The following is a 25,672-nucleotide window of genomic DNA, read 5'->3' as shown; positions in this document are numbered from 1 at the left end:
TCATTTGATCACAGGCGTCTGATTTGCGCTGCTATTGATGAGCGGACGGCGGGCCCGTTTAGGGGCTGATTCGTCAAGGGCTGGGCCGGCTCTTCGGCTCCCTGAGCCGGGCGATCCGGGATGGCGCGGCGCAGCAAGCCGACCACGACCGCCGCAACGCGGAAAAAACCTCGGCAGCAGGCGTGGCCGCGCCAGTCCTGCGTCTGCATGATTTGTCTCATTAAAGGGACAAATTAACTATTGCGGCGCGGGAATTTGCGCTCCGCCGCATGATGCGTCCAACGCATTAATCCTGCGAATTTTTGCACTTTACTCGGGAGTCGCCGTTCTCCATTCTGCGTGGATATCAACACGTATAAGCGCCGCCAGTCCCCCAAATAGCGACGCACAAGAGACCAGGAGACCGAGCATGACACCCACCGGCGCCGCCGATTCTTCGCCGCCCTCGCCCTCGACGACAAGCGCATCGACGCCCCCGTTGACCCGCTATGTCGCGGAATTCGTCGTCGACACCAAAGCCAGCGACATCCCCGAGGAAGTCCAGCAACTGGGCAAGAAAGCCATCCTCGACGCTCTGGGCGTTGCCCTGCCCGGCGCCATCTCCGGCCCCGGCCAAGTACTTGCCGGCTACCTGAAGGATCTTGCTTGCCCCGGCTCGGCCACTGTCCTGGGCACCGCGCTCACCCTGGCGCCGCGCTTCGCCGCCCTCGCCAACGGCACGGCCATGCATGCCGACGATTACGACGACACTCTGCAGGCGGAGACTGGCCGCTATCAAGGTGTCCACCCGACCGCGCCCGTGCTGTCCGCGGTGCTCGCGGCGGGCGAGGCACGCGGCGCCAGCGGGCGCGATGTGCTGCTGGCCTATCAGGTGGGTGTGGAAACGGCCTGCCGCCTGTTCGACGCCACCCACGTCAATCACATACTGCACGGCTTCCACGCGACCGCGACGTGCGGCATGCTGGGCGCGGCCGCCGCCGTGGCACGCCTGTATGGCATGGACGCGGACGGTGTCGCTGCGACCTTGGGCATCGCCGCCAGCCAGGCCGGTGGCCTGCAGGAGAACTTCGGCACATCGGTAAAGCCCTTCCATGCCGGCCGTTCCGCGGAAGTGGGCATCGTCGCGGCGGACCTGCAGCTGCGCGGCTTCACGGCCTCGCCCATCATTCTTGAGGCCAAGCGCGGCTTCTTCCAGGCGTTGGGCGGCGGCTACGAAACCGGCCGCCTGCTCGGCAAGCTTGGCCAACCCTGGTCCTTCGTCGATCGCGGCATCTGGCTCAAAGCCTTTCCGACCGGCAGCCTGGGCCATCCGGCCATGACCAAGATGCTGGAACTCGTACGCCAGCACGACATCAAGCCTGCCGACGTCGCGCGGATCCGGGTCAAGACCAGCCAGAACATTCACCACACCTTGCTGCACCACCAGCCCAAGACGGAACTGCAGGCGAAGTTCAGCCTGGAGTTCTGCCTGGCCGCCTTGCTGCTGGAACGCAAATGCGGCCTGAACCAGTTTCATGACGAGTACGTCATGCGCCCCGACGTGCAGGACGCCATCGCCAAGGTGGAATACACGACCTACACGCCGGAGGAAGCGCAGCGCGAGAAGCACACCATCGTCACGTCCTACGTCGAAATAGAGCTGCGTGATGGCAAGCGCCATGGCGGTCGCGTCGATGCAGGCAAAGGGAATAAAGCCAATCCCATGTCCGACAGCGAAGTGGCCGACAAAGTCCGCGAATGCGCGGAGTTCAGCCATTGGCCGATGGACAAGGCGGAACGGGCCATCGCCCTGGTGCAGCGCCTGGAAGACGTCGCGGATGTCAGGGAGATCACGCGGGAATTGGCGGCGCCACGTATGTGAGCGCCGGCTGCCGCGCAGCCTGGCCACGCGGCCAGGCACAAGGATGAGAACGCAGAAGAATCCAAGGAGACCCTCATGCAATTCGCTTTATTCCCACTACGCTCGGCGCAGCGCCGGGCAGGGGCGCCGCGAGCGGCGCCCTATTCCACGCCGCCGCTGGCGAATGCCATGACGCTGACCAAGGCAGCCATGGCAGCAGCAGCCGCCGTCGCCATCGCGGCACTGCTGGCCGCCGCGCCGGCTTACGCCGCTAAGGACAACGCCAAATGGCCTTCGCACCCCATCCGCCTGGTGCTGCCCTTCCCGCCCGGCGGCGGCACCGACACACTGGCCCGCATCATGGCGCCCAAGCTCGGCGCGATCCTGGGCCAGCCCATCGTGGTCGACAACAAGGGCGGCGCGGCGGGCAATATCGCCACCGACATCGTCGCCAAGGCCGATCCGGACGGCTATACGGTGCTGATGGGGTTCAACACCGCCTTGACCATGAACCCGTCGCTGTACCGCAACCTGCCGTTCAATGTGGAACGCGATTTCAAGCCGGTCACCTTGCTGGCTTCCGCGCAGTATGTACTCGTGGTCAATCCCGACCTGCCTGTCCACAGCGTGCAGGACCTGATCAATCTGGCCAAGTCCAAGCCCGGCCAGCTCAATTACTCGTCCAGCGGCACGGGCAGCCCGCTGCATCTGGCCGGGGAACTGTTCAAGGCGCGCACCGGCGCGGACATCACCCACATCCCCTACAAGGGCGGCGGCCCCGCCACCATCGGGCTGCTCAGCGGACAGGCGCAACTCATGTTCGGCAGTGTGTCCGCCGTCATGCCGCATGTGAAGGAAGGCAAGCTGCGCGCGCTGGCCGTGACGGGACTGAAGCCGTCCGATGTGGCGCCGGACCTGCCCACGCTGGACAAGACGGGCCTGCCGGGCTTCAACGTGACCTCCTGGTACGGCTTCCTGGTGCCGAAAGGCACGCCCGACACCATCGTCAACCAGCTTTCCGCGGCCGCGCAGAAGGTCGTGCAGATGCCGGAAGTGCGCGAAGCCATGGCCAAGCAGGGTCTGGAGTTGAGCATCGATACGCCGGCTGAATTCGCCACCCTGATCAAGACCGAGTCGGCCACCTGGGCCGATCTCATCCAGAAGATGAACATCCACGCGGAATGACGCCGCGCTCGTTGAAAACAAAGGACTCGAAGAAAAATGCAGAATGTCTCCCCCGTCATGTTGACGTTGAGCAAGTACATCTCCAAGGCCGGCGGCAAGCCGGTGCCGCGCAAGGTCGCCGAGCGTGCCCGCTTGCACCTGGTCGACACCTTCGCCGCGATGATTTCCGGGTCGCGCCTGCTGCCGGGCAAGAAGGCCATCGAGTACGTCAAGCCCTTGGGTGGCCGCGAGGAGGCCGGCGTCATCGGCACCCGCATCGTCACCACCGTGCAGAACGCGGCGCTGGCCAACGGCATGTTCGGTCACGCGGATGAAACCGACGATACCCATCCGCCGTCGTTGACGCATCCGGGTACCAGCGTGGTGCCGTCGGCGCTGGCCATCGCCGAACGCGGCCGCTTGAGCGGCGAGCAGTTGCTGCGTGCCGTCGTGCTGGGCTACGACGTGTGCGCCCGCATGCTGCTGACGCTCAAGCCCATGCCCTATCTAAGGTCCGGCCATCATGCCGGCGCCACCGGGCAGCTGTTCGGCGCCGCCGCCGCGGCGGGCACGCTGCTGGGGCTGACGCCACTGCAGGTGCGCTATATGTTGTCCTACACGGGTCAGCAGACCGCGGGGCTCTACACCATGTTCCGCGACCCCGAGCACATCGAGAAGGCCTATGCCATGGGCGGCATGCCGGCGCACAACGGCCTGCAAGCCGCCATGATGGCGGCCTGCGGCTGGACGGGCGTGGAGGACATCTTCTCCGGCGAGCGCGACTTCTTCCACACCTTCGCGCCCGAGGAGTTCGACCGCGAGGATCTGTCGCGCGGCTTGGGCAAGAACTACGAGATGCTGCGGGCGTCGATCAAGCGCTGGCCCATAGGCGGTCCCATCCAGGGGCCCATGCATGTGCTCAATGACCTGATGGCCGAGCATGGTTTCGGCGCCGCGGACGTGGAAAAAGTCATCGCCAACATGCCGGACAAGGAACTGGAGATCGTCGACAACCGGCCCATGCCGGACATCTCCGTCCAGCACTTGCTGGCCGTGATGTTGCTGGACCGCAAGCTGACGTTCAAGTCGGCCCATGATTTCGAGCGGATGAAGGATCCGAAGGTCTTGAAGATGCGGGCGCGCGTGCACGCCGTCGGCGATGCCAGCCTGACCGATGTGCAAAGGCGCTGGCGCTGCGTCATGGAAGTGCATCTGAAAGACGGCCGCGTCCTGCACGGCCAGACCATGGCTTCCAAGGGCAGCTTCGAAAATCCCCTGACACCCGCGGAAGAGAACGAGAAAGCCACCGATCTGCTGGCGCCGGTGCTGGGCAAGAAGCGGTCGGTGGAGCTGCTCGACACCTTGTGGAATATCGAGAAGGTGAAGGATGTCAGGGCGCTACGGAAGCTCTATATGAAATAGGAGGCGCTACCGGGCGCCGGGGCCGTCGTCCTCGCGCCGTTCGGCCTCTTCCTGGGCTTGCACATCCTCCAGCTTGACCCGGTGGGTGCTGCCATGCTGGCTGGCGCTCTGGCTGGGACTGCCGCCACTTTTCACGCTCGCCGCAAACGCCAGCGCGTCGTCCATCGTATTGAAGTGATAGGCATGCCCATCCGCGAATGCAACTTTTCCTTCGACCGAGCAATCCATGGCGCCTCCCGTTGGGTAAAGACATATCCTAGCAAGCGACATATCCTAGCAAGCGCGGGGCCCGGCGTCAGCCCATCCCCAAAGATGCTCAATGTCCCGAGAACTTCGGTTGGCGCTTTTCAGCAAAGGCCGCCAGACCCTCCGCGAAGTCCCGGCTGTTCGCGTAGTCCGCGAATGCGTCGATCTCCGCGCGCGTGGCTTGGGCAGCGCTGGATTCCGTGCTGTTGCGCAGCAGATCCTTTATCGTTCGCAGCCCCAAAGGACTATGGCCGCAGATCGTCCTTGCGAGCGTGCCGGCCGCCGCCGTCAACTCGGCGTCCGGCACTACCCGGTTGACCAGGCCCCAGTCCTCCAGCGTTTTCGCCGGCAGCAACTCCCCCGTCAAGAGCAGGTAATTGGCGCGATTGGCGCTTAGCTTGCGCGGCAAGCGGGCCGAGGCCCCGCCTCCCGGAATGATGCCGTAGCGCGCATGTCCATCGCCGATTTTGGCCGACTCCGCGGCAAGAATCAGATCACAGCACAAGAGCAGTTCCAGGCCCCCGGCGATGGCATAGCCGTTCACCGCTCCGACGACCGGCATCGGCAATGCGGCAATGCGGTCGAAGACATCCTGCGCATAACGCAGCTTGTCCAGCAGCGGGTGCGGGCTCCCTTCGGCCACGGCGGCACGAAACCCAAGCAGATCGCCGCCCGCGCAAAATGCCTTGCCGGCGCCCGTGATCACCACGCAGCGTACGGAAGCGTCGCCATGGATACCGTCGACCACGCGGCTCAACTGCTCCAGCATCGGGGCCGACAAGGCATTCATACTGGCAGGATTATCCAGTGTGACCCACGCCACGCCCTCGTCCCGTTCAACCCTGACCAGCGCCTTGTCCATGTCCTTCTCCGTAGTCTTGCGCAATGCGGATACCGGCCTACACCCGTTCGAAAATGGCGGAGATCCCCTGTCCACCGCCTATGCACATGGTGACCAGGCCATAGCGCACGCTGCTCCTGTGCATTTCATGGACAAGCTTGACCACGTTGATCGCCCCTGTGGCGCCCACCGGATGCCCGAGCGATATGCCACTCCCGTTCGGATTCACTTTGCGCGGGTCGAGGTCCAGCATCCGGCTGACCGCGCATGCCTGGGCCGCGAAGGCTTCATTGGACTCGATTACATCCATGTCCGCCACCGACAAGCCCGCACGCTGTAGTGCCAGGCGCGTCGCCGGCACCGGGCCGATGCCCATGTAGGCCGGATCGACGCCGGCATGCGCGTACGAAACCAGCCGCGCCATGGGACGCAGGTTGTGCGCGGTCACCGCGGCCGCGCTTGCCAGCAGGCACGCCGCGGCGCCGTCGTTGACACCCGACGCATTGCCGGCGGTCACCGTACCGCCGTCCTTCTGGAATATCGTGCGCAGACCCGCCAGTTCTTCCGCGCTGACGTCCCCACGCACGTGCTCGTCCGTGTCAAAAATGGCGGCCTTGCCCTTGACCTTGATGTCGACCGGCAGGATCTGCTCCTTGAAGCGTCCTTCGGCAATCGCGGCGCTGGCACGCTGGTGACTGACCAGGGCGAGCGCATCCTGGTCCGCGCGCGTGACGGCATGCCGCCGCGCCACGTTTTCGGCGGTGACGCCCATCAAGATATGGCCGAAGGGATCCGTCAGCGCGCCGGTCAAGCCATCCACGAGCACGGTGTCGCCCATGCGGGATCCCCAACGCATCGATGTCGACAGGAAAGGCGCGCGGCTCATGCACTCCGCCCCGCCCCCGACGGCGACGTCGGCATCGCCCAGCACGATAGACTGCGCCGCGCTGATCACGGCCTGCAGGCCCGATCCGCACAAACGGTTCAAGGTCATTGCCGGGACCGTTTCCGGCAGCCCCCCGTCAAGCGCCGCGATCCGCGCCAAATAGGCATCGCCGGGCTCCGTCGGAATTACCTGTCCGAAGAAAACCTGACCGACCGCGACCGGGTCGACACCGCCACGGCGCACCACCTCCGCCGTCACGCCAGCAGCCAACCGGGCCGGTGCGACGTCACGCAGGCTGCCGCCAAACGCGCCGATCGCGGTACGCACCCCCGCAACCACGAAGACTTGCATCGTCGACGCCATGATGCTTACGCCACGGTCCGCGTTCGTTGAAGCGCGGCATGCGCTTTCAGGATCTCGCGCTTTGACTGCTCAAATCCTGTGCCAGGCACGACTTCGCCGGCGCGATCGGCCAGCGCCGCCGCATTCAACGCTATCGTCTCGGCAGCCAGGGGCCCGGAACCGGCATAGATGCCCTCGGTCAACGTCACGTGCGAACAAGCGAATGCGCCGGCGCCCGCGCACAATATCGTCTTGGTGGGCGCGTCGGCCGACACAAGGTAAACGAGGCCCGGCGTCACCCCGCCAGGCGCCAACAGCGCAAGCTCATCTTCCGGGAATAGTTCCTCGGTCATCCGCGTCGCAGCCGACGGCGCAAGGCAGTTGACGTGGACGCCGTACTTCAGGCCTTCCTGCGCCAGGGTCTGCATCAATCCAACCAGCCCCATCTTGGCGGCGCCATAGTTCGCCTGCCCGAAATTGCCGTAGAGCCCGGACGACGATGTCGTCATCACGATACGCCCGTACGCCTGGCCTTTCATGATGTCCCAGACCGCCTTGGTGCAACGGACCGCACCCATCAAATGCACGTCCAGAATCGCTTCGAAATCGTCCAGACTCATCTTGCTGAAACTGCGGTCGCGCAGGAAGCCCGCATTGTTGACCAGGATATCGACGCGCCCCCAGCGGTCCATGGTCTCCTCCACCATGCGCAGCACCTGGGCGCCATCCGTGACGGATGCGACGCTCGCCACCGCGACACCGCCCGCGGCTTGAATTTCCCGAACGACATCTTCGGCAGCCGACGATACCGTCGTCCGGCCGTCGCGGGCCACGCCAAGGTCATTGATCACGACCTTGGCGCCCCGGCGCGCGAGTTCGATGGCATGGGAACGGCCCAGGCCGCCGCCCGCGCCGGTCACGATGGCGACCTGGCCGTCCAGTCTGATGGGCGGCATGGCGCCGGCTTGTCTCTGTTGTTGGATTTCTGGAAGCATGTCGAGGAAACGAGTTGGGATGGGGAAGCCGGCCAGGACGCAGTCGGGCACGCAGCCATAGCGGCGGATGTAAAAGACCTTCGACTTTACGCAGGCGCATCGCCGCATACAATGTGATCTCCTCACAAGCGACCCGCCATCGCCTGGTTGTTTTTCATAGCTTCCAGCGGACCAAATGGCGGTAGGCTAGGTCCCCGGTCCGCATCCGAAAACTCCATAAAATGAAGCGACCCGCCCCGTCACACACCGCCGTCCGCCCCTGCGCGCCGGCATATGCCGAAATGTTGCGCCTGCTGGACCAGGCGGCAGAACCCCATGCCGCGCTGACGGCCCTGCTGCTGCAGATCGAACAGCGCACGGACGACGCTGCGGACCGCGAGGCATTGCTCGCCGCCGCGCATCGCGCCCTCGCCATCGGCGAACGCCTGGACCAGCACCAGCGCAACGAACTGGCGCTGCGCGCCGTGTTCGAAAGCGCCCAGACCTTGACCGAGCTGAAGGAATTGGACGACGTTCTGTTCGACATCGTCGAGCGCGGCAGGCGCCTGCTGGGGAGTGACCTGGCGTGGCTGGCCGGCGTGCATCCACAGACCGGCGACCTGGGCGTGCTCGCCGTCAGCGGCGTCTATTCAAACGAGACCAAGGACACGCACACAGCCTTGAATGCCGGTGTCGCGGGACACGTGCGCCGCACCCGCAGCCCCTTCGCCACGAGCGACTACATGGGAGACACCCACTTCGAACACACGCCGGAAAACGACCTGATGATCCAACGGGAAGGGCTGCGTTCCCTGGTCGCCGCGCCGCTTCTGGCAGGCGCGGAAGTGGCGGGCATTCTCATCGTGGGTGACCGCTACGCGCGCACCTATCATCCTCGGGAGGTATCCATCCTGGCCACCCTGGCGGCCCATGCTTCTGTCGCCATGCGCAATGCCAAGGCTTTCGACCTCACGCGGCAGGCCTTGCAGGATACGGAACAGGCCAATCAGCGGCTGATCGAGCAGACCGCGGCGCTGGAGCTGGCGGCGGACGCCCATGAACGCCTGACCCGGCTGCTGGCCAGGGGCGCGCCGCTCAAGGACCTGATTTCCACAGTGGCCGATATTCTGGACGGCCGCGTCATGTTCCTGGATGCCGCGGGGCTGGAATTGTGCGTCGCGACGCCACTCGACTATGCGCCCCCCGAGGTCAGCGATACCCACCGCCCCATTTCCGGCATCGACGCGCGCATTCAGTCCGCGGTCGGCCTCAGCCGGACGACCGGCAGGGCCACGACCACGCAGTCCGACACCGGCTCGCATTGTCAGGTTGCCGCGGTGACCAGCAAGGATGAATTGTTCGGTGCCCTGGTCATCCAGACCGGCAAGCCGATGACGGAGTCCGCGGTGCGCATCCTGGAGCGCAGCGCGACCGCGACCGCGGTATTACTGCTTTCCGCGGAAAAGAGTTCCGCCACGCTGGACCAGGACATCAACCTGACGATCCGCGCCTTGCTCGAAACGGGGCAGCACGAGGACGATGGACTTGCTGCGCGTTTCGAGAAACATGGCGTCGACATCCGCAAACCGACGATGCTGGCGATGATCCACATCGAAAAGACCGACGTCGCCTACGTGCTGCGCAAGCTTTCCACCCGGCTGCGACACACGCCGCATCTGGCCACCGACATCGACGGGCGGATCGTGATGGTGCTCAACCCCGGCGACCGCAAGCTGGAAGACGACCTGCATGCCTTGCTGTTCCAGGAACTGTCTTTCCGTGGGGTCGCCTGCGTCTCGGGCCCCTACGTGGGCATTGACGGCCTGGACCAGGCTCACGCGCATCTGAAACGCGCCATCGGCCTGTTACGGGCGCTGCGGCGCGCAGACTGCGTGGTGCACGAGGCCGCGCTGAGGATGTACGCCGTCCTGTTCGAACACCAGAGCGCGGCGGACCTGGACGCCATCATAGGGTCCGTCGTGGGCCGGCTGACGGATCACGACAGCAGGCGCAATACCCAGCTTGCCGATACCCTGCTGTCTTATCTCGACAACATGCAGAATGCGCGGGCAACGGCGGTGGCGCTGCAAATTCATGTCAACACCCTGCACAACCGGCTGGATGCCATCGCTGCCCTGTTGGGCCCCTGGGATAGCGATGGCCGGGTGGCGGATGTTCACCTGGCGCTGCGACTGCGCCGCCTGAAATCCGACTTGCCGGCATCGGGTCGCCGGACCGCGAAGAACGAAGCGAGGCCCCGGCTGACCTGACGCTCACGCGACGACATTCACCCCCAGGTAGCGATCCTTCGCTGCATGATCCGCGGCGAAGACCTCGTTGCTGCCTTCATAGACGCCCCGCCCCTGCTCCAGGATGTAATGACGGTCGGCCAATTGGCAGCAGACCTCAAGGTTCTGCTCCACGAGCACGATAGGCGTGCCCGCGGACCGTATCAGCTTGAGTTGCGCCACGATTTCTTCCACGATGACCGGCGCCAGTCCTTCTACCGCTCATCCAGTATCAGCAGTCTGGGATGGTTCAGCAGCGCGCGCGCAATCGCCAGCATCTGCTGCTCGCCCCCCGACAGCTGGGCGCCGCCGTTCTTGCGTCGCTCTTTCAGCCTGGGAAAAACGCGATAGATATCCGCCAACTGCCATGGAGAACGTCGCCGTGCCGCGATCGCAAGATTCTCCTCGACCGACAGCAGCCCGAAGATGCCGCGATGCTCAGGAACCAGGCATAGGCCGCCCGCGGCGATACGATAGGGTTCCTGCCGGGTAACATCCCGCCCCTGGAACAATACTCTGCCCTGCATGGGCGGCACGATGCCGACGATACTCTTCAGGGTCGTGGTCTTTCCCGCGCCATTGCGCCCCAGCAGGGTCACGACTTCTCCCGCCCTGACGGTCAGCGTCACGCCCTGCAAGACGTGGCTCTTGCCATAGCAGGCATGCAGGTCCTCCACTTCCAATACGGCATCGCGGCTCAATTGCGGCCTCCCGTGATCATGTTGCCCAGATACGCGCGGCGCACCTGTTCGTCGCCACGTATCGTGTCCGGCGCCCCTTCGACCAACACCTTCCCGGCTTGCATCACCGTGATGGTGTCGGAGATCCCCATCACGATGTCCATGTTGTGCTCGATCAACAGCACCGCATAGCCTTCCTGCCTGAGCGAAGAAATCAGCGACTTCATTTCGCCTATGTCGTCTATGCCCATGCCCGACGTAGGCTCGTCCAGGAAAATCAGCTTCGGGCGGGAAGCAAGCGCCATGGCGACTTCCAACCGGCGCTGCTGGCCGTGCGACAGATGGCCGGCGGCCGAGCCCGCGGCGCGCCGCAGCTTGAACTTGTCCAGCAGCTCGTCGGCCACCGCCAAAGCCGCATCGTCCCTGTCCGGAATACCCCACCCGAACAAGGCTCGCCGCGGCGCGCGGCCCTGCGCCGCGACGCGCAGGTTCTCGCGCACGCTCAGGTTCTGGAACAGGCTGGTCACTTGGAAGGACCGGGCGAGCCCGCAAGGCACGCGCAGGTATCCAGGCAGATGGCCGATCTCCTGTCCTTCGAATCGAATCGTGCCAGCGGTAATGGGCACCGTACCCGTCAGCGTATGGAACAACGTGGTTTTTCCCGCGCCGTTCGGACCGATCACGGAGTGGATCGTGCCCGGCATGACGTCCAGGTCGACGCCGCCGACGGCCGTGAAGGGGCCATAGCGCTTGATCACGCCACGCGCGCGCAAGAGCGGTTCACGTGACGGGGGAAGGCGGATATCGTTCATGCTTGCTCCTTGCCCGCATCGGCCGGCGCCGGCGTATACGCGGCCGGACGCTGGCGCACACTCCGCGCGAAACGTTCGAACAAGCCCCACAACCCTCTGTGCATATAAAGAGTGACCGCGATAAGAAGGAAACCCAACAACATCAGCCAGCGGGGCCAGAACGACGACAGCCAGTCCGCGGCGAGCACGTAGGCCGCAGCGCCCAACACCGACGCGAACAGCTTTCCGGTTCCTCCTATGACAGTCATCAGCAGGATCGTTTCGCTGGTGTGGTACTCGATATTCGATAACGGAGCGATGCCGGACAACATGGCGTGCAGGCAACCCGCCAGGCCCGTGACCGCGCCGGACACCACGAACGCGGCCAGCTTGAATGCCCGGACGTTGTAGCCGACCGCCAGCGCGCGGGCCTCATTTTCCCGTATGGCCACGAGGGTCAGACCGAACCGCGATTCGGCCACTCGTTGCATTCCCATGAATACCGCCAGGAAGATCGCCGCCACGAAGGCGTAATAACGCCAGGGTGTGCCCATGTCGAAGAGCGTCATGCCGAACAAGCGCATGTTGGGGCGGCCGATGCCAAGCAGCCCGTTATCGCCTCCCGTGACGTCGACGAGCGAGTAGGCGAGGAAATAAAACATTTGCGAGAAGGCCAGGGTCAACATGACGAAGTGCACGCCACGTTGCCGGATGGCGAACCAGCCGACCAGTGTTGCGGCAAGCGCACCGATCACGACGGCGCCCGCGAGCGTGGCCCAGAGCGGAGTACTGAAGTGCAGCAGCAGCAAACCGCCGGTATAGCTGCCAATGCCGTAGAAGATTCCCTGCCCGAAAGACATCAGGCCTGTATAGCCCAGCAACAGGTTGCAGGCTATGGCAGCCATGGCGAAAATCAGGAGTTCGGTCGCCAGCGAGCCTGATGCCAGGAACAGGGGCAACGCAAGCACCATGACCAAGGCCATGAAGCTATAGCGGTGATGGATGAAGTGCCTCACAGGATTCCCCTTCATGCCCGGCCCAGCAGGCCATTGGGACGCAGCAACAGCACGAAGGCCATGGCCACGTAGATCATGAGATTGCTACCTGGCGGCCAGAGTGTGCTCATCATGCTCTGCACAACGCCGACCAGCAGGCCGCCGGCCAACGCGCCCGCAAAACTGCCCATGCCGCCCACCACTACCGTGACGAAAGCAATGCCCAGCGCCTCCACCCCCATGAAGGGATCGACCCCGCGTATGGGAGCGGCCAGCGCGCCGGCGAGGGCAGCCGTGCCGGCGCCCAGCGCGAACACCAACGAGAAGATGCGGCGAATGTTCAAGCCCAGCAAGGCGACCATCTCCGACGACTCGCTGCCGGCGCGCACGATCGCGCCCAGCCGGGTTCCCGCCAGCAATACGCCCAGCACCGCCGCCATGACCACGCCCGCCGCGATGACGAACAGCCGGTATTTGGGATAGATGAAGTCACCCCATGCGACCACCCCCTGTAGAGCGTCCGGCGGCGCCACGTTGTTGCCCAGCGGCCCCCAAGCCATGATGACGGCCTCCTGCATGACCAGCGCCAGGCCCACCGTGATCAGGATGTGTAGCTCATGCGGCAGGTGATACACCTTGCGAAACAGCAGCGTTTCCGCCACCCACGCCAGGCCGCCCACCAGCAACGGCGCCAGCAGCAACGTCAGCCAGAAGTTGAACCCCGCACTGACCAACTGGAAGGTGGCGTACGCCCCCAATAGGAAGAAGGCGCCATGCGCGAAGTTCACGAAGCGCAGCAGCCCGAAGATGATGCTCAGGCCGACAGCGAGGACGAAATAGAGCATGCCAAGGCCGATGCCGTTGACTAGCTGAAGCAGGTAAAGATTCATGGGCGCAGGACTCAGGCGGTCATCTTGCAGCCGGCCTGCTCGGGGGAAAGGAAAAACCGGCCGGAGTGGATGATGTCGGCATAGTCATCCTTGTCTCGCATCTTGTCCTTGCCCTTGCCCTTGATAAGGTAGAAGTCACGCAGGACCTGGTGATCTTCCTTGCGCACCTCTTCGGTCCCGGTCAGACTGTCGAACTTCATGCCTTCCATGGCGGCGATCACGGCGGCCGGATCGGCGCTCTTGGCTCTCTCGATCCCTTCGATCAGCATGCGCGTGTTCACATAGGGTCCCGCCAGACTGTAATTGGGCGAGATGCCGAACTTGTCGCGCACCTGCCCGACGAACTTCTTGTTGTAGGCCGTGTCGATGGTGTGCCAATAGACGGCGCCGAAATAGACATCCTGGCAGATATCCGCGCCCAGCCCTTCGAACTGCTCCAGCCCGGACGCCGCGGCCACGATGATCGTCATCTTCTGCTTCAGGCCGAAACTCACAGCCTGGCGCAGCGTGTCCGATGCCTGCGCACCGTAATTGAGCAGGAATAACACGTCCGCCTTGGAGGCCATGGCATTGGTCAGATAGCCGCTGTATTCGCGCTCGGTCAGCGAGTGGTAGCTGTTGCCCACATGCTCGATGCCCTTTTCCTTGAACAACGCCTTGGCGTTGCGCAGCAGGCCCTCGCCGAAGACATATTGCGGCGTGATCGTGTACCAGCGCTTGGCCTGCGGCATCAGTTCGATAAGCGGCCGGGCCGAACCTTGAATCAAGCTATAGGTCGGCAGCGCCCAACGGAAGGTGCTGCGATTGCAGTCGCTACCGGTCAATTCATCCGCGCCGCCGTTGGTGATCAGGATGCCGCCGGACTTGTCGACTTCCTTGCTCATGGCCAGGGACTCGGCGGAAAGCAAGGCGCCGGTGAACATGCGAATATTGCGTTGCTCCATGGCTTCCTGCACTCTTCGCACCGCCGTGGCCGGCTTGGCCTCCGTGTCGAGCATGCGATAGCCCAGCTTCTTTCCAAGCACCGTCCCCTGCTGCTCGACGGCGAGCTTCATGCCAAGCTCGGAGTACTTCCCGATGGCGGAGAAGGTGCCCGACATCGCTGTCGGGCAACCGAGCAACAGTTCTTCGCCCTGGGCGATGGAGAAAATGGGATGGGCGGCCAGGCCGGCTGCCGCCGACATCCGCAAGAAATCGCGTCGATTGGTCATGGTTGTCTCCTTGCTTGTTATTGATGAATCCCACCCCTGTGGGGCGAAAGGTACTTCCGACCTGCCCGGCCCCGGCTAGTGCTCCAGCCAGGACACGTCTATCTTGCAATGCAGACTGGCAAGGGCTGCCGCCAGCTGAGTTTCTGATTGAGCCCGAGCGCCTGCGCCGGCCGCCCGCAGCGTGACCGATGCGCGGGTTCCGTCGTTTTCAGCTGAGATATCCAGCAGCTCGACCGCCTGCCCCAGGTTGGCGATCTCCATGCGCAGCTTGTAAACCAGGGCCATGTCGCGCAGCGCCGGCTTGTAGATCTTGCCCACGCCGGTGACGGGAATCGCGTCGAGCACGAAGAGGTGGCGTGGCCGGGCAGGCGGCTCCGGGATGCGATCAGCGATATATCGTTGAAGCTCGTCAGTCTCGACGCTCTGCCCGGGCGCCAGAGCCACGAAGACCACCGGCAACTCCCCCGCATACCCATCGGGCATGCCGACCGCCGCGCTCAAGGAGACGGCGGGATGGGAATTGGCCACGTCCTCAATGGCCTGCGGGTCGATATTGTGGCCACTGCGTATGATCAGATCCTTTTCGCGGCCGGTAAGGAACAGGTAACCGTGTTCGTCCAGACGGCCCAGGTCGCCAGTGATCAGCCCGCCGTCTGGCGTGTATGCGTGTCTGTCGTGCTCCGGATTCAGGTAGCCCCGCACGATCTGCGGTCCGCGCGCGACGACGGACCCTATGGCGCCGGCGGGGCAGGAGATCCAGCTGCCGGCTTCGTCCCGTTGCATGACGTCCACAGCGGAATATGGCGCGCGCAGCCCGACGCTGCCGCGCACGTGCCGGCCATTCAAAGGCGTGGCGGCGATTGCCGCCACACTCTCCGTCATGCCATATTGCTCAAGCAGCGCGATGCCCGTGCGTTCTTCAAAACGTTGGCCCACCGCGCTGGGCAGGGGGGCGCCGCCGGTAAACGCGAACCGCACCGACGACACGTCGCAGCCATCCAGGGGGATTTCGGTCATGGCCCCGATGGAGGTCGGGACACCGCCGATGAACGTGGCGCGATAGCGTTCGACCAGGCGCCAGATATTCCTGACGATGCCTGGGTCGCGCAGACCCGCCGGCGACAACATCACCACGTGCCCGCCCGTGGCCAGCACGGACATGCCTATCGTGGTAGTGCCGCCGACATGGAACAACGGAAAGCCGTTGAGCGAAACATCTTCCTCGGTAAGGTCGAATAATTGCGCCAGAGACCAGGCAGCATGGATCTGGTTTCGATGGGTCTGCGGCACCAGCTTGGGCAAGCCGGTCGTTCCACCGGTGTGGAACAATGCCGCGATCGCGTCCGGATCGGCGACGGTGTCGAAAGTCAGCTTGTCGCACGGGTGCGACCGCAGGGCGTCGTCCAGATCCCGTATGCGGGGATCATCGATATCGGCCTGACCGCCCAGTACGAGGATGGTTTGCAGACCCCTGGCGCGCGGAAGCACTTCGCGCACCTTGGCCCATATCTCGGCGTCCACGGCAGGACCAGCGCATACCAGGATACGGGTCTGCTCCGCCTCCAGCAAGGCTGCGATGACATCCGGAGCCAGCAGGTAATTGATGCAGCTGGCGATACCGGCGGTTTCCGCGCCCCAGATCAACGCGGGAACCTTGGCATGCGTGCGTGCGAGTATGGTGACCACGTCGCGCCGGCCGAGTCCGCAGTGGGCGAACAGGTTCGCGGCACGCGTGATTTCAGCCAGCAGTTCCGCATGCGTGTAGGTGGTCGGCGCGTCATCGATCGACGCCGAAGGCAACATCGTCAGGGCGGTCCGGCCACCGTACAGATGCGCGGTCGCCTGAAATACCTCGTACATGCTGCGCGAAGGCACCAACTCGTCATAAGGCCGCGACTCAAGCAGTTCGATGTCGCTTAGCGTCCGGATCCGCTGTTCCGAGCGCGTCGTCCTTATCCTGGGCTGGCCCGGGCCCTCCTCCTGCCGCGCGGGCTGGCCCGCTTTGTCTCGAAAGCGCTGTTCCAAATGGATTCCTTCTCGCGTTTGGGAATTGCCGCAGGCCCGAAGCACGTGCTTCGTCGGCGGGTATCGGTACGCGTTGCGTTGTGCGAGAAGTGTAGGAAGGACGAGGGGTCAACGACAATGTGATCCGCTCATAGCGGATCGAAGATGATCTATGACAAGTACACAATGGGCGGCAGTGACTATGCTGCCGCCATCCGACGCGCCAGCCCCTCTTTCACGAAACGCGCGCCACCGCTCATCCCCTTGCCCTGTGGCCATACCAGGCTCAAGGGCAAGGTTCTGGCGGTGCGCAAGGGCACCGGGAGCAAGCCCAGGCGGCGCGCATATTCCCCCGTCACGCTTTCCAGCACTGACGGGCCACAGCCCGCGTCGGTAAGCGCGCAGGCGGCTGAAAATTGCACCACCTCGATGGCGGGACGCCATTCGAAGCCCGCCTCTTCCAGCACCTGCGACGTCAACGCACCGACGGGAAGGTGACGGCTGTGGCCGACGTAGCGCTCCTGACCCAGTATGTCCACCGTCACTTCAGGCAGCGACGCCCAGGCATGGTCCGGCCGCACGACACATGTCAGGCCAAGCTCGCCGATCTTTTCGAAATTGGCGTGCTGATGGGCGCCCGAGCCCAGGATCACGCCAAGGTCGATGCGTTGCTGAATCGCCATCTCCACGACCTCGGCGGCGGTCCCGACACGCACCACCACGGACAGCTGCGGATCGGCATCCTGCAGCTCCCGCAGTACCGCCGGCAGCAGGCTCGCGCCGGTCGCGGACACCGTTCCCACCACCAATTGCTCCCGGCGCCGGTTGCCCAGGCTTTGCGCCAGCTTGTCGACCGCGTCGAGCGCCGCCAGCGCGTGCGTCATTTCAGGCAGCAAGGCCTGGCCGGCCGCGGTCAATTCCAGATGGCGGTGCCGCCTTGAAAACAAGGCCGTGCCCAGGCGATTTTCAAGCTCCTTGAGCATGGCGCTGGCGTGCGGCTGAGTCAGGCCCGAGGCCTCCGCGGCCTGCGTCACGGAACCCGTGCGGCAGATTGCGGCGACCAGCTCCATTTCACGCGGACGGATAGGTAATTTCATATGAGAAGTCGGTATATATGAATTTGACCGCATGTTAGCCGAGTCCCAGACTGGAGCCACATTCTTGAAGCTCCCTTCTTCAGCGGACCCGCACTGTGAAAGTCACCCAGATCAACGGATATCACCTGGCCTATACGCCCCGCGTCCCGCTGGGTAACGCGCGTACCTTCATGCGCAAACGGGAATTCCTTGCCCTTGAGGTCCGCACCGACAATGGCCTGCGTGGCTGGGGCGAAGTGTTTTCCTCCCCCTGGGCCGCCGCGGCCCTGATCCGCCAGCAATTCGCGCCTTTGGTCCGTGGCCGCTCGCCTCTTGATTACGCTGCCATCCAGGCCGATCTCGTGCCCCGCATCGGCTACGACAAGCGCGGCCCCGCGATGATGGCGATTTCCGCCCTCGACATGGCGCTGCACGATCTTGCGGCGCGTGCACACGGCGTGAGCATCGCGCAATTGCTGGGCGGCGCCGTGCGTTGCGAGTTGCCCTGTTATGCCAGCGGACCCTTCATCGCGGAAGGTGTCGACCCCTATCGGGACTACCCGCGGGAAATCGACGCGCTGTTGGAGCAGGGGTTCAAAGCGGTCAAGCCGCGCGCTGGTGTTTCACCCCAGGCGGATGCGGCGATGGCGCATGCCGTGCGAGCGGCGATCGGGGCCGATGCCGATTTCATGCTCGATATGAACCAGGGGTATAGCCCCGCGGCCGCACGCCTGGCGGCCAAGCTGATCGAACCATCCAGACCGCTATGGATCGAAGAGCCGGTGCCCCCGGAGAATCTGGACGGCTACGCCGCCGTCGCCCAGGCCGCGGCCTGCGCCGTCGCGGGCGGCGAAGCCATAGGCAGCCTGGCGGGCTTCGACGCCTTCTTGCGAACTGGCGCGGTGGGCGTGCTTCAGCCTGACCTTGGCGTGTGCGGAGGCTTCACCGGCTACCGCAAGGTTGCGGCGTTGGCGGAAGCGCGTGAGGTGGCCGTCATGCCTCATGCCTTCGGCACGGCGATCAATTTTCTTGCGTCATTGCAGGTTGCAGCGACGCAGGCTCCGTCGCGCGGCGGTGCGTGGACGCCCTACCCCTTCGTGGAATACGACGTCACGGGTAATCCGCTTATTGCTCTTACCGGCCACCCTGTTCAGGCCAACGGGCTGGCGCGATTGCCGGACGGCCCCGGGCTTGGCATGGATCTGACACCGGATCAATTCGAACCATGGACCGTCGAGTCCTGGCGTATCGATGCCTGATACGGCGCCGTTGCCAGCGCCATTAACAGCGCCAGCGCCAGCGCCGCGCACATAAAACCAGAAACAGGAGACAGCATGCCCGCCTTTCGTCACGACCACTCACCCTGCCTGCCGCGTCGCGGACTTTCTGCCGCGGTATTGGTGCTGGCCGCATTTGGCGCATTAGGCGCAATGCCAGCGCCCGTGCATGCCGCGGATCAGTGGCCCAGCAAACCCATCACCCTGATCGTGCCCTTCCCGCCGGGCGGCACCACTGACGTCACCGGGCGCATCCTTGCACGGGCATTGACGACACAACTCGGGCAATCGGTGATCGTGGAGAACCGCGCGGGCGCCAGCGGCAACATCGGCTCGGCTTTCGTGGCCCGGGCCAAGCCGGACGGCTACACGCTGTTGATGTCGGGCGTAGGAACGCATGCCGCCAATGTCGCGCTCTACGATCCCATGCCTTATGACCCGGTCAAGGACTTCACGCACATCAGCAGCATCACTTCCAGCCCGAACGTCATCGCGGTCAATCCCGGCTTTCCGGCCAAGACCCTGGCCGACCTGGTGGGCCTGATCCGTAAGGCACCGGACCACTACAACTACGCGAGTCCGGGCACGGGGTCTTCGGGCAATCTGGCGTTCGAGCTGTTGAAGCAGAAAGCGGATTTGAAAGTGCAGCATATCCCCTACAAGGGGGCGGCCCAGGCGGTGACCGATGTCATGGGGGGCCAGGTGCCCATCCTGGTGATGGTTGCCGATACGCTGGAGCCGCAGGTGCGTGCCGGCAAGCTACGCGTGCTCGCGTCGACCGGCGCGCAACGCAGCCTGCTGTTTCCGGATTTGCCCACGGTCGCGGAGTCGGGCTACGCCGGCTTCGACGCGGTGTCGTGGACGGGCCTGTCGGCCCCCGCGGGCTTGCCGGTCGAAATTCGCGACCGCTTGTTTGAAGCCACCAAGGCCGCGTTGAGCGACCCCGAGGTGATCAAGCCGCTGAAGGCCAGCGGCAATGCAGTCGTTCTGCGCACTCCGCAGGACTTCACTTCCTTTATTCAAAGCGAGGTGGGCAAGTGGACGACCGTCGCCAAGGCCGCGCACCTTAAATTGGATTAACTCGGCGGCTGGCGCGCGCGCAGGCTTGCGCGGCGCGCCAGCTCGATGCCCTTACTGCATCGTCACACCCGACGCCTTGATCAACTGCTCGGTGCGGGGGATTTCGTTCTTGATATACGCGGCGAATTCGGCGCGCGTGCCGCCTTGCGGTTCCGCGCCGGCTTCGGCCAACTTGTCGCGCAGCTTGGGATCGGCCAGCACCTTGTTCACGGCGGCGTTCAGCTTGTCGACGATGGCTTGCGGCGTGCCATGCGGCGCCACCAGGCCGTACCACGGCGCGATGTCATAGCCGGGATAGCCCTGTTCGGCGATCGTCGGGATGTTCGGCGCCAGCGCCGACCGCTTGGCATTGGACATGCCCAGCGCCACCAGCGCGCCACTCTTGACCTGCGGCAGGCCGGTCATGATGGTGTCGAAGTACATCGTCACCTGGCCACCCATCAACGCCGGAATGGCCTCGCCCGCGCCCTTGTACGGCACATGGACCATGTCGATGCCCGCGATCTTCTTCAACAATTCGCCAGCCAGGTGCGACGTGGTGCCGGTGCCGAAGGACGCGTACGTCAACGCACCCGGATGCGCCTTCGCATAGGCGACCATTTCCGGCAAGGTCTTGAACGGCTGGTTCGGCGTGGTCAGCAGCACATTGGGCGTGATGGCGACCATGGAGATCAGTTCGAACTTCTCCGCGTCATAGCTCAGGTTCTTCTGCATGAAGCGGTTGGTGACCAGCGCCGCCGGTCCGCCCATCAGCAAGGTATAGCCGTCGGCCTCGGCGCGCGCCACCACCGTGGCGCCGATCGCGGCGGCCGCGCCAGGACGCGCTTCGACCACGAAGGGCTGATGCAACTCCACCGCCAGCGCCGCGCCCAGCTGGCGCGAAATCAGATCAGTGGCCGAGCCGGCCTGGAAAGGCACGACGATCTTGACGGGACGCTGCGGCCAGGACGCGGTGTCTTCCGCATGCGCGGCGCCACTCGCCGCCAGCGCCACGGCGCCCAGCCCCAGCAAGGATTTGAGAATACGGTTCATGAACTTTCCCCTTGGTTCAACTTGGAATGAGGTGTCCGGCCCGCCAGACGAACGAATACCGAAGCCGCCATTTAATGTGGAATTGCCGCGTCGCACCATAAGGGTTTGCATTAATGGATAATTGGATCCAATCTCTAATATGCTCGCTTCCAGGAAGAACCAGTATTCTTCCCACGCACGAAACAACCCTCATGAATCAAGCAGTGCGAGTGGAACCAGGACGACAGGCGGCATGGCGTACAACAAGGTGACGGTCTCGGCCGAGGAAGAGGCCTATCAATATGTGCAGCAGGAGATCCGGCTGGGACGCCTGCTGCCCGGGCAGCGGGTCGTCACCGAGACCATCGCGGCGCAGATCGGCACCAGCCGCATGCCCGTGCGCGGCGCCCTGCTGCGCCTGGCATCGGAGGGGCTGCTCGACATGCGCGCCAACCGCGGTGCCGTGGTCCGCACCTTGAACGCGCGGGAACTGAGAGAGGTCTTCGAGATCCGGTCAGTGCTGGAAGGCCTGGCCATGCGCAATGCCGTGCAGAACATGGAACCCGTGCACCTGCGCCAGTTGACCGGAATGATCGACCAGATCGAACGGGGCAGCGGCGACTACCTGGACTGGACGACATCGCACCGCGAGTTCCACGAATACGTCTGTGGCTTCTGCAAACAGCCGCGCCTGCTGGCGCAGTTGGCGGACCTGCACGCCGTGATGGAGCCCTATATGCGCATGTGGGCCACGCAGCCGGGCCGCGTGCCGCGCATGCGTGAAGCCCACGAGGAACTGGTCGCTGCCTTGCAGACGGGCGATCCCGATGTCTGCGAGGCGACGATGCGGCGGCATGTGATGAATACGGTCGAGGGCTTGCTGCCGTATCTGCCGGAGTAATGGTAATACCGGTTCAGCACGCGCAGGCAACGAATGCTCCATCCCCACGGACAGGGTTGCCTGGGAAACTGGTAACAAAAGAGACCAGTGTCCCTGGAATCTCTCCTTGACACGGATCGCGCTGTCACCCACCCTGGGATCAAGACTCAAGTACCGAGATTCCTTGCCATCCTGCGCTTGCGCGCTTCATCGCCCGAGATCCCTTCCTTGATTTCCCGCTTGAGGGGAGCGTCCCTTCAATTTCAAGGAAAGAACATGCAAACAGGCATCGTCAAGTGGTTCAATCCCGACAAGGGCTTTGGTTTCATCATGCCGGAGTCCGGCGGCAAGGATCTATTCGCCCACATTTCGGACATCGAGGGAGATGGCGCCCCTACGTTGGTGGAGAACCAGCGTGTGAGCTTCGTCATGGCGCAGGGCGCTAAAGGACCTCAAGCCACGAATATCCGCGTGCTGTAAAAAAAGCCCTCCTCGGAGGGCTATTTAATTTTTACTGCGTTCGGAATGGCCATTTAGTGGCCAAAGGTGCGATATGGAAAACAATCTGATCTACAAAGGGTACCGGTTGAGCGCGATCGTCAGGCGCCAGGCCGCGGCCAATGCGTCGGCATTTACCGCCACGCTGCTCATCGTTCGCCACGACGGCTCGATCTCTTCCACCTGCGGCGTTCCCGCCTTCGCGACAGGCGCGACGGTGGCCACACCCAGACGGGCCATCGACGTGGCGATCCTGCATGGTCGCCACGTTGTCGACGAGATGAAGCGGCCCACCCCGCACTAGCGGGATCTTGCCGTCTTGTATCGAGCTACATCCCTGTGCGGATATCCGCGCAAGTATTTTTTGGAGTCACCCACATGGCCAAAGGTCAGCAGCGCGGCAATAAAGAAGCAAAGAAGCCCAAGCAGCCGCCCAAACCCCTTCCTGTGCCGGTAACGGGTTCGCGTCCCGCTGCCAGGGCGCCGCAATCAAAAGCCAAAGACGAGTAAGCCTGGCCGGGGGCACCCCTGGCGCATGGGACAAACAAAAAAGACTTGCCCGGACAACTTCGGACAAGTCTTTCAGTATTCTTGGTGCCGACGGCGAGACTCGAACTCGCACAGCTTTCGCCACTACCCCCTCAAGATAGCGTGTCTACCAATTTCACCACGTCGGCAGGGTAATTCTTGTTCCCAGCTGAACTGCCGCTGGAAAGTCCGAAATTCTAGCACGGTTCCGGCCATCGTGTGGGCGCGGAACCGTAGACTGCGTTACTGCGGACCGTTACGGCTTACTTGGCCGGGGCGGGCGCGGTTGCCGGGGCGGCAGGGGTGCTGGTCGCCGGGGCCGCGGGCGCTTGCGGGACCGACGCGTCAGGCTTGGCCGGCGCGGCAGGCGTATTGCCAGCCGGTGCGGCGGGGACGCTGCTGCCGGTGGCGGGCGCGCCAGGAACCTGCGGCACGGAACGATCGGCCGGGGCCTGGTAGCCCTGCATCACGCCCGCATCGGGATTCACGGTGGCCACACCCTTGTGGGTCACGTAAGCCAGACCCGCGGTAGTCGCGAAGAAAACCACGGCCGCCCACTTGGTGGTGCGCGACAGAAAGTTGGCGGCGCCCGAAGCACCGAACAAGCTGCCGGCGGAACCGCTGCCGAAAGCCGAACCCATATCGGCGCCCTTGCCCTGCTGCAAGAGGACAAGAACAATGATGGCCAGTGCCGACAGCACCTGAACGACCATCAAAATCGATTGAATCAAAGACATTACCTACTCCGAAACGCTGTTCAAACAGCGGCTATGCGTAAAAATTCATCGGCCACCAGCGACGCGCCGCCCACCAGGGCGCCGTCGATGTCGGGCATGGCAAACAGCGTGGCGGCATTCGCCGCCTTCACGCTACCGCCGTAAAGAATACGAACCTGCGGCACATTCAAGCCGCGCAGCGCCACGCGAATGGCACTGTGTACTTCCTGCGCCTGCTCCGGCGTCGCGGTGCGACCCGTGCCGATCGCCCAGACCGGCTCGTAAGCCAGCACCATCTTGGCCAGAGCGTCCGCGCCCAGGGCCAGGACCGGCTCCAGCTGACGCTCGATCACGCCCAGGGTATTGCCGCCTTCGCGCTCATCCAGCGTTTCACCGACGCACACCACCGGGGTCAGCCCGGCAGCCAGCGCGGCGCGCGCCTTGTCGGCCACCAACTGATCGCTTTCACCATGCAGCGCGCGACGCTCGGAATGGCCCGCCAAAGCCCAACGGCAGCCGAAATCCCGCAACATGGCGCCCGCCACTTCGCCCGTGTAGGCACCCTTCTCATGCACGCTGATATCCTGCGCGCCCCAGGAAATGGCACTGCCCTTGAGCAGCTCCTGGACCTGAGCCAGATACGGAAAAGGCACGCAGACACCCATCTCGCAATGGCCAGCCACGCCTTGGCGCAAGGCCGCCAACAGGGCGGCATTGTCGGCCAAAGTGCCGTGCATCTTCCAGTTACCCAGCACCAGACGCGCGCGCTCGGCGGTGGACGGGTCTTGGCGATCTGTCGTCGTCATATGTATAGGCTTCGCAAACCGGGGTTGTGGATCGGAACATGGTCCGGCGGGCGAACAGCAACCCACCGAAAAAATCCCGGTCAAACCCGTGATTGTATCCTGTTCGGCGGTTTCAGGTAGGAGAACCTTCCTGGAGCGCTCTGTCCCCGGGCCGTCCGCCCGGTATTCGACGCAACGATCCAACACCCTCCCAGGCCCATACCCCAGCCCTCATCCATTTGCCCGAATACCCCTGCGCGCCGCGCAATCTTTACACCCGGCTGTCACGAAGCGCTGCTAAACTGGCCGCTCACTTTGGGGAGTAGCCTGCTTCCATCCCCCCGGAAGCGCCCGCGTCAACATTCTTGGCCCCACGGCCATGGCGCTGGCAGCCCTCGCGGCTTGGCGAGACCATGGGTTTCCTTGTGCCTAAGCCGGGCGCACCTGGGAATCTATGCGTCGCCCGGCCGAGCTCCCAGTCCCCATGAATTTCGCGGCAACCCTCCTCCTGGCCTTCGCCATGTCGACCGATGCCTTCGCGGCTGCCATAGGCAAAGGCACCAGCGCCCACAAACCCCGCTTCACCGACGCCCTGCGCGCAGGCTTGATCTTCGGCGTCATCGAGGCGATCACGCCACTGATAGGCTGGTTTATCGGGTCAGCCGCTGCCAAATACGTCACCGCCTGGGACCACTGGCTGGCCTTCATCATGTTGTCCGTGCTGGGCCTGCTGATGATCCGCAACGCCGTCCGGTCCAACGGCGACGAAGCAGACGAAAAGGCAGACCAGCCGCCGCGTAAACACTCTTTCTGGAACCTGGCCCTGACCGGTTTCGCCACCAGCATCGATGCCATGGCGGTAGGCGTCAGCCTGGCTTTCATCGACAACAATATCTTCATCACCGCGTCCGTCATCGGCCTGGCCACCCTCTTGATGGTGACCATAGGCGTGATGCTGGGCCGGGTACTGGGCAAGTTCGTCGGCAAACGCGCCGAGATCTTCGGCGGTCTGGTATTGATCGGCGTAGGCACCTCCATCCTGTTCGAACACCTGCACGCCTGATGATGAAGGCCCCGCAACTGCCCGTCATCGGGTCCGGAAGCAAAACGTTGATCCTGGCGTGGTCCTGTAGACGCTGCGGCCGATAGCGCTCAGCGTGTGACCAGCGCGGCGGGCCGCGCTGGTCTTCAGGTCAACCCGCCATGAGAAAAATGTCGGAGAAATAGGCAAGCATCGGCTTCATTTA

Annotated in this window: 24 protein-coding genes, 1 tRNA gene, 1 pseudogene and 1 riboswitch; of the genes and pseudogenes, 11 read left to right on the top strand and 15 right to left on the bottom strand. The window is 64.0% G+C overall.

Features of this window, described 5'->3' with window-relative positions; all coding sequences use genetic code 11:
* Positions 1-409 precede the first annotated feature (409 nt).
* The 3 genes from ASB57_RS00205 to ASB57_RS00195 all read left to right on the top strand — a co-directional run bounded on the left by ASB57_RS00205 (position 410) and on the right by ASB57_RS00195 (position 4,426).
* Complete coding sequence (locus ASB57_RS00205; RefSeq protein WP_082621265.1) at positions 410-1,861, top strand: MmgE/PrpD family protein; 1,452 nt, start codon at positions 410-412, stop codon at positions 1,859-1,861.
* Positions 1,862-1,936: 75 nt separating this feature from the next.
* Positions 1,937-3,025: a tripartite tricarboxylate transporter substrate binding protein gene (locus ASB57_RS00200; protein ID WP_231755305.1), complete on the top strand. Its 1,089-nt coding sequence runs from the start codon at positions 1,937-1,939 to the stop codon at positions 3,023-3,025.
* 36 nt (positions 3,026-3,061) lie between these two features.
* Entirely contained in the window at positions 3,062-4,426 is a 1,365-nt protein-coding gene (locus tag ASB57_RS00195; protein ID WP_057649519.1) for an MmgE/PrpD family protein, read from the top strand.
* A 6-nt stretch (positions 4,427-4,432) separates the two neighbouring features.
* Here the strand turns inward: ASB57_RS00195 and ASB57_RS00190 are convergent, their stop codons facing one another.
* From ASB57_RS00190 to ASB57_RS00175, 4 genes are all read right to left on the bottom strand, one after another.
* Positions 4,433-4,654 (bottom strand): hypothetical protein, encoded by a 222-nt coding sequence (locus tag ASB57_RS00190; protein WP_057649517.1) that lies wholly within the window; start codon positions 4,652-4,654, stop codon positions 4,433-4,435.
* An 88-nt stretch (positions 4,655-4,742) separates the two neighbouring features.
* The gene (locus ASB57_RS00185) at positions 4,743-5,534 is read right to left on the bottom strand and encodes an enoyl-CoA hydratase/isomerase family protein (RefSeq protein ID WP_057649515.1); all 792 of its coding nucleotides are present in this window, start codon (positions 5,532-5,534) and stop codon (positions 4,743-4,745) included.
* A gap of 37 nt (positions 5,535-5,571) precedes the next feature.
* Complete coding sequence (bktB, locus tag ASB57_RS00180) at positions 5,572-6,762, bottom strand: beta-ketothiolase BktB (protein WP_156414026.1); 1,191 nt, start codon at positions 6,760-6,762, stop codon at positions 5,572-5,574.
* Positions 6,763-6,767: 5 nt separating this feature from the next.
* The gene (locus tag ASB57_RS00175) at positions 6,768-7,697 is read right to left on the bottom strand and encodes an SDR family NAD(P)-dependent oxidoreductase (protein WP_231755304.1); all 930 of its coding nucleotides are present in this window, start codon (positions 7,695-7,697) and stop codon (positions 6,768-6,770) included.
* A 260-nt stretch (positions 7,698-7,957) separates the two neighbouring features.
* Between ASB57_RS00175 and ASB57_RS00170 the strand changes: the two genes are divergently transcribed.
* Complete coding sequence (locus ASB57_RS00170; RefSeq protein ID WP_057649513.1) at positions 7,958-9,985, top strand: GAF domain-containing protein; 2,028 nt, start codon at positions 7,958-7,960, stop codon at positions 9,983-9,985.
* Between the two features lie 3 nt (positions 9,986-9,988).
* Here ASB57_RS00170 and ASB57_RS00165 read toward each other — a convergent pair.
* The 7 genes and pseudogenes from ASB57_RS00165 to ASB57_RS00135 form a co-directional block, all read right to left on the bottom strand.
* Positions 9,989-10,704 (bottom strand): annotated as a pseudogene (locus ASB57_RS00165) (ABC transporter ATP-binding protein).
* Positions 10,701-11,495 carry an ABC transporter ATP-binding protein gene (locus ASB57_RS00160; protein WP_057649511.1) on the bottom strand — a complete coding sequence of 265 codons (795 nt, stop codon included), beginning with the start codon at positions 11,493-11,495 and terminating at the stop codon, positions 10,701-10,703. Before ASB57_RS00160 ends, ASB57_RS00165 begins: the two are co-directional and overlap by 4 nt.
* Entirely contained in the window at positions 11,492-12,505 is a 1,014-nt protein-coding gene (locus ASB57_RS00155; RefSeq protein WP_057649509.1) for a branched-chain amino acid ABC transporter permease, read from the bottom strand. Before ASB57_RS00155 ends, ASB57_RS00160 begins: the two co-directional genes overlap by 4 nt.
* On the bottom strand, positions 12,502-13,359 hold the full coding sequence (locus ASB57_RS00150) for a branched-chain amino acid ABC transporter permease (RefSeq protein WP_057649508.1): 858 nt from the start codon (positions 13,357-13,359) through the stop codon (positions 12,502-12,504). Before ASB57_RS00150 ends, ASB57_RS00155 begins: the two co-directional genes overlap by 4 nt.
* An 11-nt stretch (positions 13,360-13,370) precedes the next feature.
* A complete protein-coding gene (locus ASB57_RS00145) occupies positions 13,371-14,570 on the bottom strand; it encodes an ABC transporter substrate-binding protein (RefSeq protein WP_057649506.1) in 1,200 nt (399 codons plus the stop codon).
* 75 nt (positions 14,571-14,645) lie between these two features.
* Positions 14,646-16,595, bottom strand: coding sequence for an acyl-CoA synthetase (locus ASB57_RS00140; protein ID WP_231755303.1), 1,950 nt, complete (start codon positions 16,593-16,595; stop codon positions 14,646-14,648).
* 179 nt (positions 16,596-16,774) lie between these two features.
* Positions 16,775-17,671 carry a LysR family transcriptional regulator gene (locus tag ASB57_RS00135; RefSeq protein ID WP_197424925.1) on the bottom strand — a complete coding sequence of 299 codons (897 nt, stop codon included), beginning with the start codon at positions 17,669-17,671 and terminating at the stop codon, positions 16,775-16,777.
* Between the two features lie 95 nt (positions 17,672-17,766).
* Here ASB57_RS00135 and ASB57_RS00130 point away from each other — a divergent pair, with 95 nt between their 5' ends.
* On the top strand, positions 17,767-18,909 hold the full coding sequence (locus tag ASB57_RS00130; protein WP_057649501.1) for a mandelate racemase/muconate lactonizing enzyme family protein: 1,143 nt from the start codon (positions 17,767-17,769) through the stop codon (positions 18,907-18,909).
* A gap of 75 nt (positions 18,910-18,984) precedes the next feature.
* Entirely contained in the window at positions 18,985-20,007 is a 1,023-nt protein-coding gene (locus ASB57_RS00125; protein WP_057649499.1) for a tripartite tricarboxylate transporter substrate binding protein, read from the top strand.
* A gap of 51 nt (positions 20,008-20,058) precedes the next feature.
* On the opposite strand, the gene ASB57_RS00120 is transcribed toward ASB57_RS00125, so the two are convergent.
* Positions 20,059-21,039, bottom strand: coding sequence for a tripartite tricarboxylate transporter substrate binding protein (locus tag ASB57_RS00120; protein ID WP_057649496.1), 981 nt, complete (start codon positions 21,037-21,039; stop codon positions 20,059-20,061).
* Positions 21,040-21,271: 232 nt separating this feature from the next.
* On the opposite strand from ASB57_RS00120, the gene ASB57_RS00115 reads away from it, so the two are divergent.
* The 4 genes from ASB57_RS00115 to ASB57_RS31710 all read left to right on the top strand — a co-directional run bounded on the left by ASB57_RS00115 (position 21,272) and on the right by ASB57_RS31710 (position 22,906).
* Positions 21,272-21,919 carry a GntR family transcriptional regulator gene (locus ASB57_RS00115; protein WP_057649494.1) on the top strand — a complete coding sequence of 216 codons (648 nt, stop codon included), beginning with the start codon at positions 21,272-21,274 and terminating at the stop codon, positions 21,917-21,919.
* Between the two features lie 255 nt (positions 21,920-22,174).
* A complete protein-coding gene (locus tag ASB57_RS00110; RefSeq protein ID WP_057649492.1) occupies positions 22,175-22,378 on the top strand; it encodes a cold-shock protein in 204 nt (67 codons plus the stop codon).
* A 73-nt stretch (positions 22,379-22,451) separates the two neighbouring features.
* The gene (locus ASB57_RS00105) at positions 22,452-22,700 is read left to right on the top strand and encodes a hypothetical protein (RefSeq protein ID WP_057649491.1); all 249 of its coding nucleotides are present in this window, start codon (positions 22,452-22,454) and stop codon (positions 22,698-22,700) included.
* A 74-nt stretch (positions 22,701-22,774) separates the two neighbouring features.
* Positions 22,775-22,906 carry a hypothetical protein gene (locus ASB57_RS31710; protein ID WP_255362002.1) on the top strand — a complete coding sequence of 44 codons (132 nt, stop codon included), beginning with the start codon at positions 22,775-22,777 and terminating at the stop codon, positions 22,904-22,906.
* Between the two features lie 82 nt (positions 22,907-22,988).
* Here ASB57_RS31710 and ASB57_RS00100 read toward each other — a convergent pair.
* The 3 genes from ASB57_RS00100 to tpiA all read right to left on the bottom strand — a co-directional run bounded on the left by ASB57_RS00100 (position 22,989) and on the right by tpiA (position 24,446).
* Positions 22,989-23,073: transfer RNA gene (locus ASB57_RS00100), tRNA-Leu, on the bottom strand.
* 114 nt (positions 23,074-23,187) lie between these two features.
* On the bottom strand, positions 23,188-23,661 hold the full coding sequence (gene secG / locus ASB57_RS00095; protein ID WP_057649488.1) for a preprotein translocase subunit SecG: 474 nt from the start codon (positions 23,659-23,661) through the stop codon (positions 23,188-23,190).
* A 20-nt stretch (positions 23,662-23,681) separates the two neighbouring features.
* Positions 23,682-24,446, bottom strand: coding sequence for a triose-phosphate isomerase (gene tpiA / locus ASB57_RS00090; protein WP_057649486.1), 765 nt, complete (start codon positions 24,444-24,446; stop codon positions 23,682-23,684).
* A 280-nt stretch (positions 24,447-24,726) separates the two neighbouring features.
* Positions 24,727-24,858, top strand: a riboswitch (yybP-ykoY riboswitch).
* A gap of 51 nt (positions 24,859-24,909) precedes the next feature.
* Between tpiA and mntP the strand changes: the two genes are divergently transcribed.
* Positions 24,910-25,488, top strand: a complete 579-nt coding sequence (mntP, locus tag ASB57_RS00085; protein WP_057649484.1) for a manganese efflux pump MntP — start codon at positions 24,910-24,912, stop codon at positions 25,486-25,488.
* Positions 25,489-25,672 lie beyond the last annotated feature (184 nt).

It is taken from the genome of Bordetella sp. N (genome assembly GCF_001433395.1).
Taxonomy (GTDB): Bacteria; Pseudomonadota; Gammaproteobacteria; order Burkholderiales; family Burkholderiaceae_B; genus Bordetella_C.
This window is presented reverse-complemented; position numbering and strand designations above follow the sequence as displayed.

Coding starts and splice junctions, on each gene's coding strand:
- ASB57_RS00205 (WP_082621265.1), top strand. CDS start 410: ATGACACCCACCGGCGCCGCCGATTCTTCGCCGCCCTCGCCCTCGACG.
- ASB57_RS00200 (WP_231755305.1), top strand. CDS start 1,937: ATGCAATTCGCTTTATTCCCACTACGCTCGGCGCAGCGCCGGGCAGGG.
- ASB57_RS00195 (WP_057649519.1), top strand. CDS start 3,062: ATGCAGAATGTCTCCCCCGTCATGTTGACGTTGAGCAAGTACATCTCC.
- ASB57_RS00190 (WP_057649517.1), bottom strand. CDS start 4,654: ATGGATTGCTCGGTCGAAGGAAAAGTTGCATTCGCGGATGGGCATGCC.
- ASB57_RS00185 (WP_057649515.1), bottom strand. CDS start 5,534: ATGGACAAGGCGCTGGTCAGGGTTGAACGGGACGAGGGCGTGGCGTGG.
- bktB (WP_156414026.1), bottom strand. CDS start 6,762: ATGGCGTCGACGATGCAAGTCTTCGTGGTTGCGGGGGTGCGTACCGCG.
- ASB57_RS00175 (WP_231755304.1), bottom strand. CDS start 7,697: ATGCCGCCCATCAGACTGGACGGCCAGGTCGCCATCGTGACCGGCGCG.
- ASB57_RS00170 (WP_057649513.1), top strand. CDS start 7,958: ATGAAGCGACCCGCCCCGTCACACACCGCCGTCCGCCCCTGCGCGCCG.
- ASB57_RS00160 (WP_057649511.1), bottom strand. CDS start 11,495: ATGAACGATATCCGCCTTCCCCCGTCACGTGAACCGCTCTTGCGCGCG.
- ASB57_RS00155 (WP_057649509.1), bottom strand. CDS start 12,505: ATGAAGGGGAATCCTGTGAGGCACTTCATCCATCACCGCTATAGCTTC.
- ASB57_RS00150 (WP_057649508.1), bottom strand. CDS start 13,359: ATGAATCTTTACCTGCTTCAGCTAGTCAACGGCATCGGCCTTGGCATG.
- ASB57_RS00145 (WP_057649506.1), bottom strand. CDS start 14,570: ATGACCAATCGACGCGATTTCTTGCGGATGTCGGCGGCAGCCGGCCTG.
- ASB57_RS00135 (WP_197424925.1), bottom strand. CDS start 17,671: ATGAAATTACCTATCCGTCCGCGTGAAATGGAGCTGGTCGCCGCAATC.
- ASB57_RS00125 (WP_057649499.1), top strand. CDS start 18,985: ATGCCCGCCTTTCGTCACGACCACTCACCCTGCCTGCCGCGTCGCGGA.
- ASB57_RS00120 (WP_057649496.1), bottom strand. CDS start 21,039: ATGAACCGTATTCTCAAATCCTTGCTGGGGCTGGGCGCCGTGGCGCTG.
- ASB57_RS00115 (WP_057649494.1), top strand. CDS start 21,272: ATGGCGTACAACAAGGTGACGGTCTCGGCCGAGGAAGAGGCCTATCAA.
- ASB57_RS00110 (WP_057649492.1), top strand. CDS start 22,175: ATGCAAACAGGCATCGTCAAGTGGTTCAATCCCGACAAGGGCTTTGGT.
- ASB57_RS00105 (WP_057649491.1), top strand. CDS start 22,452: ATGGAAAACAATCTGATCTACAAAGGGTACCGGTTGAGCGCGATCGTC.
- ASB57_RS31710 (WP_255362002.1), top strand. CDS start 22,775: ATGGCCAAAGGTCAGCAGCGCGGCAATAAAGAAGCAAAGAAGCCCAAG.
- secG (WP_057649488.1), bottom strand. CDS start 23,661: ATGTCTTTGATTCAATCGATTTTGATGGTCGTTCAGGTGCTGTCGGCA.
- tpiA (WP_057649486.1), bottom strand. CDS start 24,446: ATGACGACGACAGATCGCCAAGACCCGTCCACCGCCGAGCGCGCGCGT.
- mntP (WP_057649484.1), top strand. CDS start 24,910: ATGAATTTCGCGGCAACCCTCCTCCTGGCCTTCGCCATGTCGACCGAT.